The following is a 16,506-nucleotide window of genomic DNA, read 5'->3' as shown; positions in this document are numbered from 1 at the left end:
CCGCTCACAAGGAGATCCCTTCCCATGACCGTCGACGACGAGAACCTGCCGATCCCCCCAGCCGCGTCCTGGTGGCACGCCTCGGTGGCCTTCCCCACCCCGCCCGCGAGCGCCGCCCGGGCCCTGGCGACCGCGCTGACCGGCCACCGCTTCCACTTCCTGCGCAAGGACGCCGGCGTGCGCCTGCGCACCGAACAGCCCGTCGGTGACCTGCTGGACCAGCTCGTCGCCGACCGCGTGATCACTGGCTGGACGGGCGGGATCTACGAGCCGGAGACCCATGCCTTCGGTGGGCCCGAGGGCATGGAGGTCGCGCACGATGTGTTCTGCGCCGACAGTCCGGCCGCGCTCGCCGAGACCGGCACCCCCGGCGCCCGTGAGTGCAGCGTGATGCTGCTGTCCTCCATGATCCGCGGGGCCGGGCTGGACCCGTTTGAAGCCGGCGACGTCTACGCCCAGTGGGCCGCCCTGCGGCCCCCCGCCACCCCGCCTCAAGGGCCGGTCCTGGAGAAGGCCGTATCCGCGATGCGGCGGCTGATGAACGCCGACGCCGTCCTGCTCCCCTGCGCGGAACCAGGCTGGGCCGAGCGCGTCACCGCGTTCGAGCACGCCGGCCGCGAGCTGCGCCGGCTCGCCGCCGACGGCCGGCTGATACGCGGTATCCGGGCGGTCATCGCCCACCACGCGGTCTTCGCGTTCAACCGCGCGGCCGTACCCGTGGACGCGCAGGCCGCCACCGCGTGGCTCGGCCGTCACGTCGCCTTCTCCACCCAAGAAGGAGCTGACGTGTCTACCCGCAAGTCCGCCTCGGCGGACCCTAGCCTCCCTCGAATGGAGACCACCGTGACACCCGTAACCGACCCTGCCCACCTGCGCGAAGCCCTCGCCCAGCGGCTCGTCGACAGCGGCCACCTGCGCAGCCAGGCCGCCATCGACGCCTTCCGCACCACCGACCGAAACGCCTTCCTGCCCGGCGTCGACCTGGAGAGCGCGTACAAGGAGGACGCGGTCCCGATCAAGCACGACGAACACGGCGAGATGATCTCCTGCATCTCCGCGCCGTCCATCGTGGCCACCCAGCTCGAACAGCTCGGCGCCCAGCCCGGCCACAAGGTCCTGGAAGCGGGAGCCGCCACCGGGTACAACGCCGCCCTCCTCGGCAAGATCGTCTCCCCTGGCGGGCAGGTGTGGACCCTCGACGTCGACCAGGACCTGGTGGCCGGCGCGAGCAAGCACCTCGCCGAGGCCGCCGTCGACAACGCCACCGCGGCGATGGCCGACGGCGCGGCCGGACTACCCGAGCACGCCCCCTACGACCGGATCATCTTCACCGTCGGCGCCGGCGACGTCCCCGCGAAGATCCTCGACCAGCTCGCCCCCGGCGGGCGCCTGGTCCTGCCGATGCGTATCCGCGGCAGCATCTCCCGGAGCTTCGCCTTCGAGCGCGACGGCGACACGTGGAAGACCGTCTCCTGCGAGATGGCCACCTTCATCCCCCTGCGCAAGGGCGTCTGCGACGACATCTACACCCTCGTGCCGATGGCCGGCGACGGCAACGTGCGCCTGGAGACGTTCAGCGAACAGGACGTCGACCGCGACGCCCTGCGCACCGTCCTCGACCAGCAGCAGACCAAGCTCTACACCGGGGTGAAGTTCCGCCAGGGCTCGGCCTGGGAGTGGCTGTACCTGTACCTCGCCTGTGTGCTGCCCAACGGCCTGTCCCGCCTGCCGGGCCAGCGCCCCGGCTTCACCCCGCACTTCGGTTGGGGCTCCATGGCCGCCCTCGACGGCGGGTCGCTCGCGTACCTGACCATCCGGGAAGGGGAGGACAACGAGGGCCGCTACTGGGAGGTCGGTGTGATCGGCCACGGCGAGGACGGCGCCAGCCTCGCTGAGCGTGTGGTGGACGAGATCCGCGCTTGGGACGCCAGCGGTGGCAACGACGCCCCAGAGCCGGGCTTCCGAATGGTCGTGGCCGACTCGCGTGACCTGCTGACGGCGGACGATGCGCGCTTCGTCGTCGACAAGCCTTACAGCCGACTGGTCGTCGACTGGGCGCGCAAGGGCTGAGCCGATGATCCCCGCGATAGCCAGCCGCATCCCCCTGGTCCGCCGGACCAAGGCGCCCGCGCTCCCGCTTCCCGAGCGCACCAACCACCTCACCGCGCTGACCGTCGCGCCCGCAGGTGCGGGCCACCACGACCTGGTGGCCCGCGCCTGCGGGGTCCTCAACTATGCCGCGCTCATCGCCTCCGACGTCGGCCTGCACGTCCTGGCCGAGGAGCTGTGCTGGCGCCAGCACCAGGTCTTCGCCAACGCCGAAAGCCTCAGCGGACGGCTCGCCGTCATGTCGCTGATGCCGCTGGTCAACCTCGCCCGGTTGCAGATCCGCGCCGGCCACGGGGAACTCGCCTACAGCTTGTTGCACTGCCTCAACGACGCTGCCCGGCACCGCAACAAGACCAACATCGACGGGCGCACCGTCGACCTCTCGCCCCTGACCGGCACGGACGAAAGCCACCGCGCGGTGTGCCAGGAGCTGTACGTCACCCTCCTCGTGGACGGAGCCCGCGCCCTCGCACAGATCGGCCGGTGGGCCGAGGCCGCCGACGCCATGGCGCGGCACCGCGGCATCGGCAACCGGCTCCTCGACGGCCGACAGATCAAAATCATGGCCCTTATGGAGCAGGGCCTGGACCAGGAGGCCCGCGGTCTGATCGCCACCACCCAGCCCACGGAGTCCTGGGAGCGAGCCGTCGCCCTCCTCCTGGACGCTCACTGCCGGCCCGTAGACGCCCCTTTCCCCGAAGCCGACCTCGACCGCACCGTGGATGAAACCGTCCAGCTCCTTGCCCATCCCGATCCACCGACCGCCGTCTTCCAGACCCGGGCGGGCCTGTCGGTCCTGGAACTGGACCGCTCGGGGGGCCATGTCACTCGCGTCCTCGATCCTCTCGTCAGCATCGCGCGACTCGACGCCTACGCCGCACGAGAGGCGCTGCACCATCCCATCGCCGCGTCAGCCCTGGATGACCAGGCGACGGCCGCTCTGACCTCCGTGATCTCCGCGGCCGGACTCGGAGTCGGCATCCTGCCCGCCCGCGATCACGAGGCCCTGACGGTCGCTGTCGGCCACGCCGAGGGGGAGCTGGAAAAGCTGCTGCAGGCTGATCCCGATCCCGGTGAGAAGGCGGCGGCCCGCGGGACGTAGGCGTCGTGCCCCTGTGGTTTGTCGGTGTCGGCGTTTCGGCCACTTCCTGCCCGTGGCCGCTCCAAGCCAGACCAGGGATCGGGCGCCTGCAGGTTCTCCGGACGCAAGGAATTGCGGGCTTTCCAGCACGACCGAATGACGTGTGTTCGATATCGCAGCCGTGTCGTTAGACCTCACGACTCAGCCGCAGCGACCGTCCTAGGGGGAACGATGACCTCGGCCGTTACACAAGACCAACCGTCGCAACCGGAGAAGGGGGTGGCACCGGACGACGAACCGCAGGATCCCGGTGTTCGAGAGGAGGAATACCTCTACCGCGACGCATCGAGGCAGCAGGCAGGCTCCCTGCTGACCTCCCGCACCATGGCACGGCGCCTGCCCTCGCTCGTGCGGCGCTCGGTGCAGATGGCCTGGCGCGTGGACCGCGGCGCGACCATCGGCCTGCTGGTCTGCCAGATCGGAACCGGTGTCCTCGCGGCCCTCGGCCTCCTGGCCGTCACAGGCACGATCACCGCGCTGGTCGCCTCGGGCGACATCACCGCACGGCTGTGGGACGCCGCCCCACAGCTGGCTGTGATCGCCACCGCCGCCGGGCTGCGGGCGCTTCTGGGGATCGCCGTGGTCTGGCTGACTGGCCGACTTCGCCCGGTACTGGGCCGGGCCGCAGAACTGACGATGATCGAGGGCGCGCTCGGCGCGGAGCTGGCCGCGAACAACGTGCCCGGCTACAACGACGCCTACGACATCGCCGACCGTGGCGCGCAGGTCACTCCCGACCTCGTCGAAGAAGCGCAGGACGTCCTCGCGGCCACCGCCACGCTCGCGGCCGGCGCCACCGTGCTGACCGTCCTGCACCCCCTGCTCCTTCCCCTTCTCTTCCTCGCATGCCTGCCACAGGCCGCCGCCTACGTGCGCTCCGCCCGCGTGATCTACCTCGCCGGGCTGGAGACCTCAGGGCGACGCCGGATGCTGAGCAAGTTGCGCTGGCACATGGCCTATCAGGAGTCCAGCGAAGAGATGCGCGCCTGCCTGGCCGCGCCCTTCCTGATCGGCCGGTATCGCCGACTGGCTGCCTCAGTCAACGCCGCCGAACGCAAGGCGGCGAACACCGGTGCCTGGATGGGACTGGCCGGCGCCGTGGCCGGTGGTCTCGCCTCGACCGCGGTATGGGCAGCGTTGCTGTGGCTCCTGGCCTCCGGGCGGATGGACCTGGCGGCAGGCGGTGGCGCCGTCTTCGCCCTGCAGACCGCCACCGGCTCGGTGCGGGGCATCATCAGCGGCGGGGCCCGCCTGGTGCGCACCGGCTGGTACGTACAGGACTGGCAGAACTTCCTCGACAACGCCCACGGCCAGGCCATGACCGACTCCCGTGGCTCCGCGCCCGTGCCCGCGGCCCCGGAGCGCTTCGAGGTCCGCGACGTCACCTACCGCTACGACGGCGCCCCCGAGGACAGCCTGAGCAACGTCTCCCTGCACGTGCGACGCGGCGAAATCGTGGCGCTGGTCGGGGAGAACGGCTCCGGCAAGACGACCCTCTCACGCCTGTTGTGCGGACTGCTGCTGCCCACCGAGGGCACCGTGGCCTGGGACCACGCCTCCACGGTGGACCTCGACCCCTGGGGGGCTTGGGAGCATGTCGCCCTGGTGCCGCAGAAGTTCACGTATCTGCCGCTGACGATGCGCGACAACATCACCTTCGGGCAGGGCGACACCAGCGACGCGGCCCTGCTCGCAGCCTGCGAGGCGTCCGGCGCCGCGGAGATACTCCCCGGCCTCCGCTCCGGTCTGAACACCTTGCTGACCAGCGAGTGGTTCGGCGGACAACAGCTCTCCGGCGGCCAGTGGCAGCGCTTGGTCCTCACCCGCGCGTTCCACCGGCAGGCCGCCCTGCTGGTGATGGATGAGCCCACGGCCGCCCTCGACGCCCGCGCCGAGCACCGGATCTTCGCCGGCCTGCGAGAACTGGCCAAGGACCGCTCCATCCTGCTGATCACGCACCGCCTGACCAACGTGGCCGTCGCCGACCGGATCGTCGTCCTGGACGAGGGCCGGATCGTTCAGGAAGGCACCTATGCCCAGCTCACCCAGCAGCCAGGGCTCTTCCGGACCCTGTGGGAACTGCAACGACGGATGAGCGGCGACACCCCCTGACCGCCTCGTCCGTGCGAGGCCGCGTCCTGCCAGTCGAAGTCACCAGCCCGCTCCCCACGCTCCCTTCGCCCTCCCACGACCGAACCCGCCGCACCAATCTCGAAGGACTGCTGTGACACATCCCCCGGCCACCGCGGTCAGCAATGCGAGCGAGCTGCGCCAGCAGCTCGTCGAGCAGCTCCGCGCCGGCAACCACATCCGCACTACTGGCGTCGAGCACGCCTTTCGCACCGTGCCCCGTCACGCCTTCGCCCCCGAGGTGACCCTCGAAGCCGCGTACGCCGACGACATCGTCCGCACTCGCCATGCACCCGACGGCCGGGTTATCAGCTCCATCTCCGCGCCGTGGCTGCAGGCGGACATGCTGGAAGCCGCCCGCATCAAGCCCGGCCACCACGTGCTGGAGATCGGTTCCGGCGGTTACAACGCCGCCCTGATCGCCGAACTCGTCGGCCCGGCTGGACGCGTCACCACCCTCGACATCGACCCGGCCGTCACCGAAAGGGCCAACCGCTTCCTCGCCAAGACCGGATACGACGGCATCCGCATCGTCACCGCAGACGCCGAGCACCTACCCGGACCGCTGATTCCGGACGGGGGATTCGACGCCATCGTAGTCACCGTCGACACCTGGGACCTGCCCTGGATCGACGCTCTTGCCGAAGGCGGCCGGCTCGTCGCGCCGCTGCGCCTGCACGGCTACCACTGGGCCATCGGCTTCACCAAGAGCGGGGCACAGCTGCACAGTGACGAGCCGCTCATCGTCTGCGGCTTCGTCCCCATGCAGGGTGACGGGGCCTGGAACCCGAACCGCCGCACCGTTCACGGCACCGGGGTCCACCTGTCCTGGGAAGACGGCACTCCGCTGTCCGTGGACGACCTCGGTCCCGCCCTCTCTCGCGAGCCGACTGTCTTCCCCACCGGCATCACGGTCGGGGGCCAGGAGCCCTTCGATCTCCTCACGCTCTACCTCGCTGGCGCCCTGCCCGGCTTCTGCCGCCTGGAAGCAGACCCCGACGGCGTCCACCAGGTCCTCAATCCGCCGCCCTCGCATTGGCCCGCCGCCGCGATCGTCCGCGGCACCTCCCTCGCTCGGCTGACCCACGAGCGCATCGACGACAGTGACGACGGCCGAAGCCGGTACGAGTTCGTCGTCCACGGTTACGGACCCCAAGGGCACACCGTCGCGCAGGGGATGGTCGAACAGGTCGTGTTCTGGCACAGCAGGCACCGCGGCGTCCGCTGCCCCCTCATCACCGTCCGCCCAGCAGACGGCCCCACTCCGACGGGCCCGGACCACAAGCCGCATGTGTTCGCGAAGAAGCACACCCACATCAGCGTGATCTGGCCGATCGTGCCCGCAGCCACCGCCCTCCCACCGCACTGACGCCCCACCTCGACTCGTGCCGCTCCACTTCCTGCGAGGTAGCCCCTATGCCGTTGTCGCACCACCACATCCGCACCACCGTCGATGCTTACCTCGCTCGCCACCCGGACGAGCGCGAGCAGCTCGGCGCCTTGAGGGATGCCCTCGACCGCACCGGTGAGGACATCTCCAGCCGCTCAACCTTCCCCGGACACGTCACCTGCGGCGCGATCGTCGTCGACGAGCACAACCGCGTCTTGCACGTGCTGCACCTGGCAAGCGGGAAAGTCCTCGCTCCCGGCGGCCATGCCGAAACGACCGACCGCTCCCTGGCAGCAGCGGCGCTACGGGAACTGCATGAGGAAACCGGGATCCCGCCCCGGGCCGTCACTCCGTGGCCCGGCTACGAAACCGTGCCTCTGGACATCGACATCCACGACATCGACGCCCACCCGGGCAAGGGCGAACCCGAGCACCTCCACTTCGACTTCCGGTTCCTGTTCCGTCTGCACACCACAACCGAGGTTCCGCTCGTGGTGCAGGAAGAGGAGGTCGGCGGCGTCGAGTGGCGGCCCGTGAACCGAGTGACCCAACGGACCCTGCGCGAGAAACTGCTCAAGCTCCTGCCCCAGGTCGAACCGGAGACGGCCAATGCCTCGGCCCTGATCTACAACGACCGCGGCGAGTACCTGCTCCACCTGCGCGACTACTTCCCCGGCCAGATCTGGGAGCCGGGCATGTGGTCCTTGCTGGGCGGCGGACGAGAGCCCCAGGACACCACCCTGGAACACACCGTGCGGCGCGAACTGGCAGAAGAGGCTGGCCTCGAACTGGCCAACCTGACCCCCTTCGGCACCGAGTACGCCACCGACGACGCCGGCACAACCGTGACCATCGCCGTCTACGCAGGCCGCTGGAACGGTGACCCGCGCGAACTCCACCTGACCGAAGGCGTGATGCTCGCCTGGTTCACTCCCGCAGACCTCCACCGCCTACGCATCGCAGACACCACCAGCGACCTCGTACGACGCCACGCCGCTGGCCTACCGCCAGCACAGAGCAGGCCCGTGCCCGGCCAGGAACCCCCAGTGTCGACGCACGGCACAGCCCTGAGCAGCGCGCCCGGCCACGTCTATGCCGCGACGGCGGTAGGCCGGCCGGACACCCGCCTCGTAGTGATCCGCGGCAACTCGGCGTCGGGCAAGTCCAGCGTGGCCCAGGGGCTTCGCGATCACTACGGCCGCGGCGTCGCGATCGTGGGCCAGGACGTGATCCGCCGGAATGTGCTGCGTGAGCACGACACCACGGGCGGCACCAACATCGCCCTGCTCGGCCGGATCGCCCGCCACGCCCTGGACGCCGGCTTCCACGTCGTGCTCGAAGGGATCCTGTACGCCGACCGCTACAGCCACGTGGTCTCGTCCCTGGTACGGGATCACCGCGGCGTCTCGGTCTGCTACTACCTCGACGTGCCGCTGGAGGCGACGCTGGCCCGGCACGCCTCGAAGACGGATGCCGCGTACCTGGAACAGGTCACCGATACCCACCTCACCTCCTGGTACCGGGAGCTGGATCTGCTGCCGGGCGGGCTGGAGACCGTGATCCCGGCCAACAGCGCTCTGCAGGAGACCGTCGCCCGGGTCGTGCGCGACACCGATCTGACCGCTGCCGCCCCTGGCAGGCCACCGCAGTACAAGCCGTCACAGGGAGATTCGATGAACCTGGTGCTGATGTCCGATCCGCAGGTAGCGGAGATCCCGGTGCGCGAGTGCGGAGAGCCGCTTGTCGACGTCCGTGAACACGACTTGCGGGTCGATCCCCGCAAGCAAGATCCGCTGGGCGCGTATGCCCACGTCCGCCAAGGCGTTCTCGCCCGGTTGAAGCATGCGCGCTCGCTCCTGCCCGCCGGCACCGACCTGCTGTTCATCGAGGGCTACCGGCCGCTCGCCCTCCAACGGCGCTACTTCACCGAGTACCGCGACGAGCTGACCGCCGCCCAGCCCGATTGGACACCGGAGCAGCTGCACCAGGCCACCAGCCGGTACGTGTCGCCGCCGGACATCGCGCCCCACTCCGCGGGCGCAGCCGTAGACGTGACCCTCGTCGACCAGGACGGCCACGAACTCGACCTCGGCACCCGCGTCAACGCCTCCCCCGAGGAGAGCGACGGGGCCTGCTTCACGCACGCCCCGAACCTCAGCGACCAGGCGCGCCACCACCGCACTCTGCTGCTCAGCGCCATGGAGAGTGCGGGCTTTACGAACTACGGGACCGAGTTTTGGCACTTCTCGGCGGCGGACCGGTACGACGCTCTGATGCGGCGGGAGCCGTACGCGCGCTACGGACCGATCGAACTGCCCTAGCGCGTCCGCGGCCCCGTCCACTTCCTCGCCCCGTTCCGATCCAAGGCACAGGAGCAGGCCACTGGTCGCGCCCCCACGAACAGGTAGACGGAAAGCATCGAACGGAGGCATGCATGCCCGACCACACCCAGCAGGCGACTCCCACCGTCCCGAGCCCCTCCGCCGGAGACGTACCGCCCGAGCACCACATGCACCTGCTCACGCGGTACTACCGGCAGGTGGAAGCCGGCCGCAAGACGATCGAAGTAAGGGTGGCCACACCGACCAGGCGCGACATCAGCGTCGGTGACACGGTCGTCTTCCACGACCGGGGCGCCGGGCGCGAAGTCGACGTCGTCGTGCAGCGGATCACCCCGTACCCCTCCTTCGAAAACCTGCTGGGCTCGGAGGAGAGCGCGCTCATCGACCCGGACGGGCAACCTGGCGAGCTGCTCGCAAGCCTCCGCGACATCTACCCGCCGGCCAAGGAGGCCCTCGGCGTACTCGCGTTCGCCTTCGACCACCGTTCCGCCCGGCCCGGCCGCCCCATGCCGATGACGGCCGAGGCGTACGCCCAGACCGTTCCCCACCACACGGTGTACGGCTGCCTGTACATCCGCGATGAGGCTGACCGGCCGGTCCAGCTCCGCTCGGTCTACGGCTCGAGACTGTGGCAATTCCCGGGCGGCAACCTCGACACCCCAGGCGAAGACCCCCTGCAGACCGCCCGGCGCGAGGCGGTCGAGGAGACGTGCCTCGAACTCGGTCTGGGTACGCCAACGCTCCTCCTGACGCACTTCCTGCACGCCGGGCCCAGCCTGCCACTGAACAAGGTGGGGCTCATCTTCGACGGAGGGCGCCTGACTGCCGACCAGCTCGGTCGGATCCGTCTCGACCCGGCCGAGCACGACATGTGGGCCGTCCACGATCTCGCCACCTGGCAGGAACTGATGGCACCGCGGGCCTTCGCCCGCCTCGACGCGATCGAACGAGCCCGGCTCGGCGAAGGCCCCGCCTACCTGATCACACACACCTGACCCCATCACACCCACTCAGGAGGCAACTGTGCTCGCCGAGGAGACCAACGACCGGGCTTGGCAGATCTACGGGCAGAGGCAGCTCGACCGCGCGTACTCCCCGCCCATCCCGGACCGCCTCGGCTGGACGCCCTGGGTCGGGATCGGTCCGGGGGCAGAGGTCCTCGGCGACGTCTCCGGTCGCCGTGTCCTGGACATCGGCTCCGGGGCCGGCCACCACGCCGTCCACCTCGCCCAGGCACACGGAGCACTCGTCACCGGCATCGAGCTGTCCCCGACCCAGCACGAACGCGCCGTCTCCGCCCACTCGAACGTGCCCGACGTCGAGTTCGTCCAGGCAGACGTGGCCGAGTACCTGGCCGCAGCCGAGCCGTTCGACGCCGCGTACGCGATCGGGACGCTCGCCTTCGCCGACCCGCACCGCTCGCTGCCGGCACTGCGCGACGGCCTGCGTCCCGGTGCCCCGCTGATCCTCTCGCTCCTGCACACCGACCTGCACGGCCTCGGCCCGTCCACCGAGGTGGCACCACGCGAGCAGACGATCCTGCTGCGCGACGACCCGCCACTGCCGACTCAAATGTGGGTCTTGGCACCGCAGCTATGGAAGGACCTGCTCACCGAGTACGGCTTCCGCGTCGAAGCCATCGACCTCTTCCCGCACCCGGACGAAGACGCCCCGGTCGTTCAGCAGCTCATCCGCGCCCGGCGCCTTCCCGATCGGCCAGTGCGCGTCTCCAGCCGACCCCGCGGCACCCGAGCCCCGGCCGCACACGCGGCCGTCGGCGTCGGCGCGATCCTGCTCAGCGAGCAGGGCATCCTGCTCGGACGGCACCAGCGCGGCACCCTGGAACTGCCCGGCGGCAGCGTGGAAGGGAACGGGGAATCCTTCGAGGACGCGATCGTGCGCGAACTCGCCGAGGAGACCGGTCTGGTCGCTCGAACCAGCCACGTGGAACTGCTCGGCACGCTCGTCGATCACGTCGAAGGCGTCCTACGGGTCACCGTCGGTGCACGGGTCCACACCTGGCGAGGGCAGCCGTCCACGCAGCCAGGCGAGAGCGTCGTCGACTGGGCGTGGTATCCGCTTGATCAGCTTCCCGACGGATTGTTTGTGTGCAGCGCCCAGGTCCTCACTGCCTGGCGGCCCGACCTGCCCATCGACCACCCGTCGGCACACTTCACGGCCTTCGCCTCGGCCCGGTAGGTCCCGCTGGCACGAGCACCGTCTCAACGGCGCCGCGCGGTCCGGCACATCCAGCAGACCCTTCCCTCGTCAACCCCGTTCACCAGGAGCGCCACACTGTGATCGAGTTCGACACCGCCGCACCGTTCTACGCCGCCTACCGGCCCGGCATCCCGAGGAGGACGTCGAGCTGCTCGCCCGGCGGGTGGCCGGCCAGAAGCACCGGGTCCTGCTCGACCTCGGATCCGGTACCGGGCAGGTCCCCCTCGCCCTGGCTGCGGAGGTGACGGAGATCGACGTCGTCGAGCAGGACGCGGGGATGCTTGCCGAGGCTGACAAGGCGCTGGCCAGGCTGCCGGTCACCGTCCGGCTGCACAACTCCCCAGCCGAGAAATTCACCCCGCCCGCCTCCTACCGCGCCGACCTCGTCACGGTCTGCCGCGCCTTCCACTGGATTCTCTGAAGTAACAAACTCTGCTCCAACTACTTGGTGGCGATGAGATGAGGGACGGTTCACCCGCCGGCTCTCAGCAGCAAGAACCCAGTCGGCTACTCTGCTCACTCATCAGAGTGGGGGCCGACCCGCTGGGACGAGCGGTGCAAGCGGTTGAGGGGCGACGTATGGCGATGAGAAATGAATTGCTCTCTGAGCTCTCGATCCATGGCTATGCGGTGCTCAACGGAGTTGATCCGACGGATGTGGCCGTCAGCTTGGGCCGTGCGGACAGCGGTGAACTCCTAGTGCCGCAGGAGGCAGGTAGCGCTCGTCGTTCCTGGTCCCTTTCCGGTGTATACGGCCTGGGCGCGTTCCCCTGGCATACCGATGCCGCGATCTCGGTGAACCCTCCACGGTGGCTGGTGTTTACGGCCCGGGAGCTGTCCGAACCAACCTGGACAGAGATCTTGCGGCCTGCTGAGAACCTTGTATCGGCTCTGCGGCGCACGGTGCTGCGGTGCACGGACGGGAACGGACGTACTCGGTACCTGCCGGCGGCGGTCCCCGAATCAGATGAATGGTTTCGAATCAGGTGGGATCCGCGAACCTGTAAGCCTCTCTCGGATTTGGCTGTTGCCGATGTCGAAGCTATAACACCCACGGCACGCGTGATCTGGCAGAAGGATCGCGTGCTGGTTCTCGACAACGCTATCGTGATGCATAGGAGACCAGCTGTCCCTTCGGGAACGCGGCGATCGATCGAGCGCATATATGTCTGGAGTCGTTGATGTGGTCTTATGATGCGTTCCTCGGGAAAGCTGGCGCATATTTCAAGCGCGCAGAGGAACACCCCAGGGCTGACGGAGAGGTATTCGCTCTTTGGCTCCTTCTCGGACTTGAATTCCTGTTGCGGGCGCCGCTGGCGAGGGTTCACCCTACCCTGCTCGCCGATCCCGATGGCACGGCCATTCTCCACGCTGCAGGATTTCCTCCGAAGCCTGCACAGCCTGGGGCTAAGCCCCCCAAGGATCCGAAGTCGATTGCCACGCACACAGTAATTTCTAGGCTCGGTGTAGTGATCGAGGAATTCACGAAGGAGCGCCAAGATGAGGCGACCTTCCTCACGAACTTGCGCAATCGGGAGCTGCATACCGGCGATGCGGCACTGTCCCTCGATTCGTCGGTTTGGTTGCCGCGCTTCACTCGGGTGACGACGTTGGTGTGTGGGCATTTGGGCCTCGAACCTTCCGACTTGCTCGGTGTGGAGATCGTACAGCTCGGTCAACAGCTGGTCGACGATGAGGACAAGCGACTAGAACATGAAGTAAATAAGCGAATTGAAGCTTGCGCCGCCACCTTCGCCGAACTGAACGGTGACCTCGTATCCGGTCGACGAGCGGCTGCTCGCCCCGGCCACAAGGAAATCTTCGATCACGTCGTGGAATGCCCCGCCTGCCAGTCAAGGGTGTGGCCCTCATTGGAGGCGGTTCGGCGAACAAATGAGCGCATCGAGTCCTACGGCATCTATGCAGATGTCATCTCGGTTGCGACAGGGCTCTCGTGCCAGGTGTGTGGTCTCGTGTTGAACGGAACAGCAGAGATTAAAAGCGCGGGCCTGCCTCAGCAATACACACATGAAGAGGAGGAGACTTTCGAAGAGCGGTTTCTCGATACATACGAACCTGACTACGGAAATGACTGAGTGTTCGCACTTCGACTCCGTCAGGACGGGTCCGGATGGCGTCGGGCAGGATCACGGGCATGCCGAGGTTGATCTGGCGGGTCATGCTGGCGAGCTTCTGCTCGGCCGCGGCGACGGTGATCTCCAGCCCTTCGACCTCGCCGAGCCAGCCGCGTTCGTGGGCCTCGGCCAGGCGCTCGCGGAGCTTGATGATGATCTCGTCGAGCCGACGCGTCTGGGCTGGACGGGGTTACAGGAGCGGGCACCGCAGGCAGGCGTGCTCGTGCGTGCAGGGAGTTCCGTAGCCGCGGCCGCAGGTACCGAGCTCGACCCTGCGCTTGGTGAAGTGCCGGTGGAATTCCTCACATTCCTCCGTCGTGGGGTTGCGGTACTCCTCGCTCGGCCGGAGCTGGCGACGCCGGGCTAGGAGGGCGCGATAGTGCCGGAGCATGTCCTCGGGATAGACCGCCATGTAGCGCTCGGTGGGTGGACAGTCCCTGGTGGCAGCCCGGCACGCCAGTCGCACACTGCCTCTAGAGGCGGACTGAAGTCAGTCGCGCGTCTCCCTATGCGTCGAGCCGCATCCGAGGCATCGGAACGGCACCGACGGGGAGGGCATGGAGGCGTGCAGCTAGGGCTGGGGGGCCGAGTTCGGCTAGGGCCCACAGGGCACTGAGTCGGCGGCCGGTGGACCAGATGCCGGTGGTCGGCGGCAGGAACGGGGCCACGGCAATGTTCTGGGCCGTGAACGGGGCGGGGTCGAGATAGGTCATGCCGCCGGTCCCGCACAGATAGGTACGGGCACCGGTCGCGACGGCCAGGTCTGCGAGCCGGACTGACCGGCCCGGCCGGGCGGGTAGCTGGCTGCTGGTGAGGATCTGGCCACGCCAGCCGAGCAGGTCCAGCAGGACGCGGGTGGATATCTCAGCGACTGCCGCAGTCCGGCCGGTGGAAAACGCGTCGAGCATGGGGTCCAAGACCTTCGCGAGAGCAGGCCAGTGTGGGCTGGCGCCATAGTGCTGCTGCAGCATCCCGGCGGTCCGCCGGCGAGCGAGTCCGGGGTCGTCGATCACGGCGTCCCGGACAAGGGTGGACCGTCCGCCGGGGAGGCGTGTGGGGATGGTGAGCCATTGCTGACGGGCCAGGTCGTCAAGGTCGGCGAGCCGGGCTCGGTGCTGGTAGTCGCGGCGGGTGAACTGCACGTCGTCCAGGACGATCCAGTAGTCCGCCGCGAACAGCTTGGCCAGCGTGGTCAGCCGGGGCAGGAAATTCGGCTGGTGGATGGCGCACAGCCCGCACGGCTCGGGCAGGTCAGGAAGCGATGAGGCGGCTGGTGAAGCCGTCGCGGATGAGGGATTCGTACGCGGCATGCACGTCCTCCGGGACCTCCTGCTCGATGGCGAATCCGAGCTTTGGATACTCGATGACCCGCTGGAGGTCGCCGACGAGCATGTCCAGAACGAGCTTCTCGTCGCCGATGGACTTCAAGTAGTCGTCGAACTCCAGCGGCTCCGACGCGCAGAGGATCTCGACGTCGGGCCACAGTTTGCGGGCGGTCGCGAACGACCGCCTCTCCATATAGGGCTTGGAGACCAGCAGCACTGTCTTCGGCCGGATCCCGGCGGCGGCGAGAACCTCACGCGAGAGGGTGATGTTCTGCCCGGTGTTGCCCGCGTTGGGCTCCAGCAGGATCGCCTCGGCGGGGACGCCGAGGTCGATGGCGTGCTCGCGGAAGTGGACAGCCTCGCCGCGCGGGAAGACCTTGGCAGTGGTGGGGCTGTTGCCGCCGGTGAACACTAGGGTCGGAAAGAGGCCGGCCTGATAGAGGTCGGCGGAGTGGGTGGCGACGCCGAGGTCGTGGCTGCCCAGCCCGATCGCCACATTGACGGGCCGCAGCTCATGGCTCATCTGGTGGTAGGCCCAGATCAGCTTGGCCTGGCGCCACTGATCCTCGGTGATGCGCTGCTGGTTGTCGCTCACGATTGCGTTCTCCCTGGTCACCGTTGCCGGGGGCCGGTCGGCCCCTCGCTCATGGCCTTGATGCCCTCGATACTGCGCAGTTGGTGCACGAGTCCGTACTGCGCGGCTGTCCTGGCGGCCTGGTCGAGGACGAGGTGTCCATCATCGCGGGTCGCCGTGTCGGAGAGCAGGATGTGGCCATGAGCGGTGTCCAGTCGCACACGTTGCATCGGTGATTCGGTGGTCCCGCTGCTGCGGGCGATGTCGATGAAGTGCAGGGCCTGGGTAAGGTCGCCGGCGCCGCGGGCGGCGAGGGCGAGTTTCTGGTGGGCCACCGACCAGTCGTCGGGCTCCTGGAGGTCTTCGAAGTCGCGGGTGGCGGCCTGCATGACGCGGCTCGCATAGTCGTGGTTGCCGTCCTTGCTCAGCGCGGTCCCCACCCATAGCCGGGCCCTGGCTCGGTCGCGGCGGGAGAGCCGGTCGTCGACGGCTAGGGTCTCGTAGTTACGGGCGGCGATCTCCAGCTCCCCGGACATCTCGGTGACCACCGCCATGGACAAGTCGAGCTGGGCGACGCGGCGGGGGATGTCGAGCTGGGTGAAGACGGATCGGGCACCGGCATAGGAGTGCTGGGCGGAGAGTGGGCCGAGGACGGCGCCCTGGTCGCGCTTGAGGTCGCCGAGCAGGGCGGTCGAGCGGGCGAACAGATACAGGCCCTTCTCGTCCAGTTCTGGGGTCTTGAACCGGCCGAGCCAGCGGGCCAGGAGACTGTTGGCGAAGGTGAAGTTCTGCCGGGACAGAGCGACGACGACCGGTCCAGATCGTCGGCCCAGGACTCGTACTCCCAGGCCCGGGGCCCGGATGCGGTGACACGGCGCCCGACAGTGGTCACCGCGCTGGCCATCTCGGACAGGAGCGTCTCGTAGCGCAGGTGGACGGCAGCATCCGCGCGGCCGAGCGCGGTGTCGAGGATGGCCTGGGTGTCGGGTCTGGGCTCGGTGGCGGCGAGTTTGGACTCCCACTTGGAGACGGTCGCGACGGCCAGGCCGAGGTCCTGGGCGAAGGCCCGCACGCTCAGTCGCAGGGCGAGACGAAGGGCCTTGGCCTCCAGGCCGGTCCAGTGGTGCACGGTCGCCACAC

12 protein-coding genes and 1 pseudogene are annotated in these 16,506 nt (G+C 68.7%); 10 read left to right on the top strand and 3 right to left on the bottom strand.

What is annotated here, in order from left to right:
* Positions 1 to 24 precede the first annotated feature (24 nt).
* From fxlM (N5I75_RS33435) to N5I75_RS33390, 10 genes are all read left to right on the top strand, one after another.
* Positions 25 to 2,070: a methyltransferase, FxLD system gene (gene fxlM, locus N5I75_RS33435; RefSeq protein WP_476683866.1), complete on the top strand. Its 2,046-nt coding sequence runs from the start codon at positions 25 to 27 to the stop codon at positions 2,068 to 2,070.
* A 4-nt stretch (positions 2,071 to 2,074) separates the two neighbouring features.
* Positions 2,075 to 3,211, top strand: coding sequence for a hypothetical protein (locus N5I75_RS33430; protein ID WP_476683864.1), 1,137 nt, complete (start codon positions 2,075 to 2,077; stop codon positions 3,209 to 3,211).
* A gap of 210 nt (positions 3,212 to 3,421) precedes the next feature.
* The gene (locus tag N5I75_RS33425; protein ID WP_476683862.1) at positions 3,422 to 5,362 is read left to right on the top strand and encodes an ATP-binding cassette domain-containing protein; all 1,941 of its coding nucleotides are present in this window, start codon (positions 3,422 to 3,424) and stop codon (positions 5,360 to 5,362) included.
* 112 nt (positions 5,363 to 5,474) lie between these two features.
* On the top strand, positions 5,475 to 6,749 hold the full coding sequence (gene fxlM / locus N5I75_RS33420; RefSeq protein ID WP_476683860.1) for a methyltransferase, FxLD system: 1,275 nt from the start codon (positions 5,475 to 5,477) through the stop codon (positions 6,747 to 6,749).
* Between the two features lie 47 nt (positions 6,750 to 6,796).
* The gene (locus N5I75_RS33415) at positions 6,797 to 9,091 is read left to right on the top strand and encodes an NUDIX domain-containing protein (protein ID WP_476683858.1); all 2,295 of its coding nucleotides are present in this window, start codon (positions 6,797 to 6,799) and stop codon (positions 9,089 to 9,091) included.
* 113 nt (positions 9,092 to 9,204) lie between these two features.
* A complete protein-coding gene (locus tag N5I75_RS33410; protein WP_476683856.1) occupies positions 9,205 to 10,107 on the top strand; it encodes an NUDIX domain-containing protein in 903 nt (300 codons plus the stop codon).
* Positions 10,108 to 10,135: 28 nt separating this feature from the next.
* On the top strand, positions 10,136 to 11,311 hold the full coding sequence (locus N5I75_RS33405; RefSeq protein WP_476683854.1) for a bifunctional class I SAM-dependent methyltransferase/NUDIX hydrolase: 1,176 nt from the start codon (positions 10,136 to 10,138) through the stop codon (positions 11,309 to 11,311).
* A 184-nt stretch (positions 11,312 to 11,495) separates the two neighbouring features.
* The gene (locus N5I75_RS33400; RefSeq protein ID WP_476683852.1) at positions 11,496 to 11,753 is read left to right on the top strand and encodes a class I SAM-dependent methyltransferase; all 258 of its coding nucleotides are present in this window, start codon (positions 11,496 to 11,498) and stop codon (positions 11,751 to 11,753) included.
* 1,048 nt (positions 11,754 to 12,801) lie between these two features.
* The gene (locus N5I75_RS33395; RefSeq protein ID WP_476683850.1) at positions 12,802 to 13,428 is read left to right on the top strand and encodes a hypothetical protein; all 627 of its coding nucleotides are present in this window, start codon (positions 12,802 to 12,804) and stop codon (positions 13,426 to 13,428) included.
* A complete protein-coding gene (locus N5I75_RS33390) occupies positions 13,421 to 13,834 on the top strand; it encodes a hypothetical protein (RefSeq protein ID WP_476683848.1) in 414 nt (137 codons plus the stop codon). The genes N5I75_RS33395 and N5I75_RS33390 overlap by 8 nt, the downstream gene beginning before the upstream one ends.
* A 139-nt stretch (positions 13,835 to 13,973) precedes the next feature.
* Here N5I75_RS33390 and N5I75_RS33385 read toward each other — a convergent pair whose 3' ends face one another.
* From N5I75_RS33385 to N5I75_RS33375, 3 genes and pseudogenes are all read right to left on the bottom strand, one after another.
* Positions 13,974 to 14,777, bottom strand: a complete 804-nt coding sequence (locus tag N5I75_RS33385) for a WbqC family protein (protein WP_476683846.1) — start codon at positions 14,775 to 14,777, stop codon at positions 13,974 to 13,976.
* Entirely contained in the window at positions 14,719 to 15,387 is a 669-nt protein-coding gene (locus N5I75_RS33380) for a YdcF family protein (RefSeq protein WP_476683844.1), read from the bottom strand. The genes N5I75_RS33385 and N5I75_RS33380 overlap by 59 nt, the downstream gene beginning before the upstream one ends.
* 17 nt (positions 15,388 to 15,404) lie before the next feature.
* Positions 15,405 to 16,504, bottom strand: a pseudogene (locus N5I75_RS33375) (helix-turn-helix domain-containing protein).
* Positions 16,505 to 16,506: the final 2 nt, after the last annotated feature.

This window comes from Streptomyces sp. R818, assembly GCF_056172735.1.
Note: the sequence above shows the minus strand (reverse complement) of the source record. Positions and strands in the feature narration are given on the sequence as shown.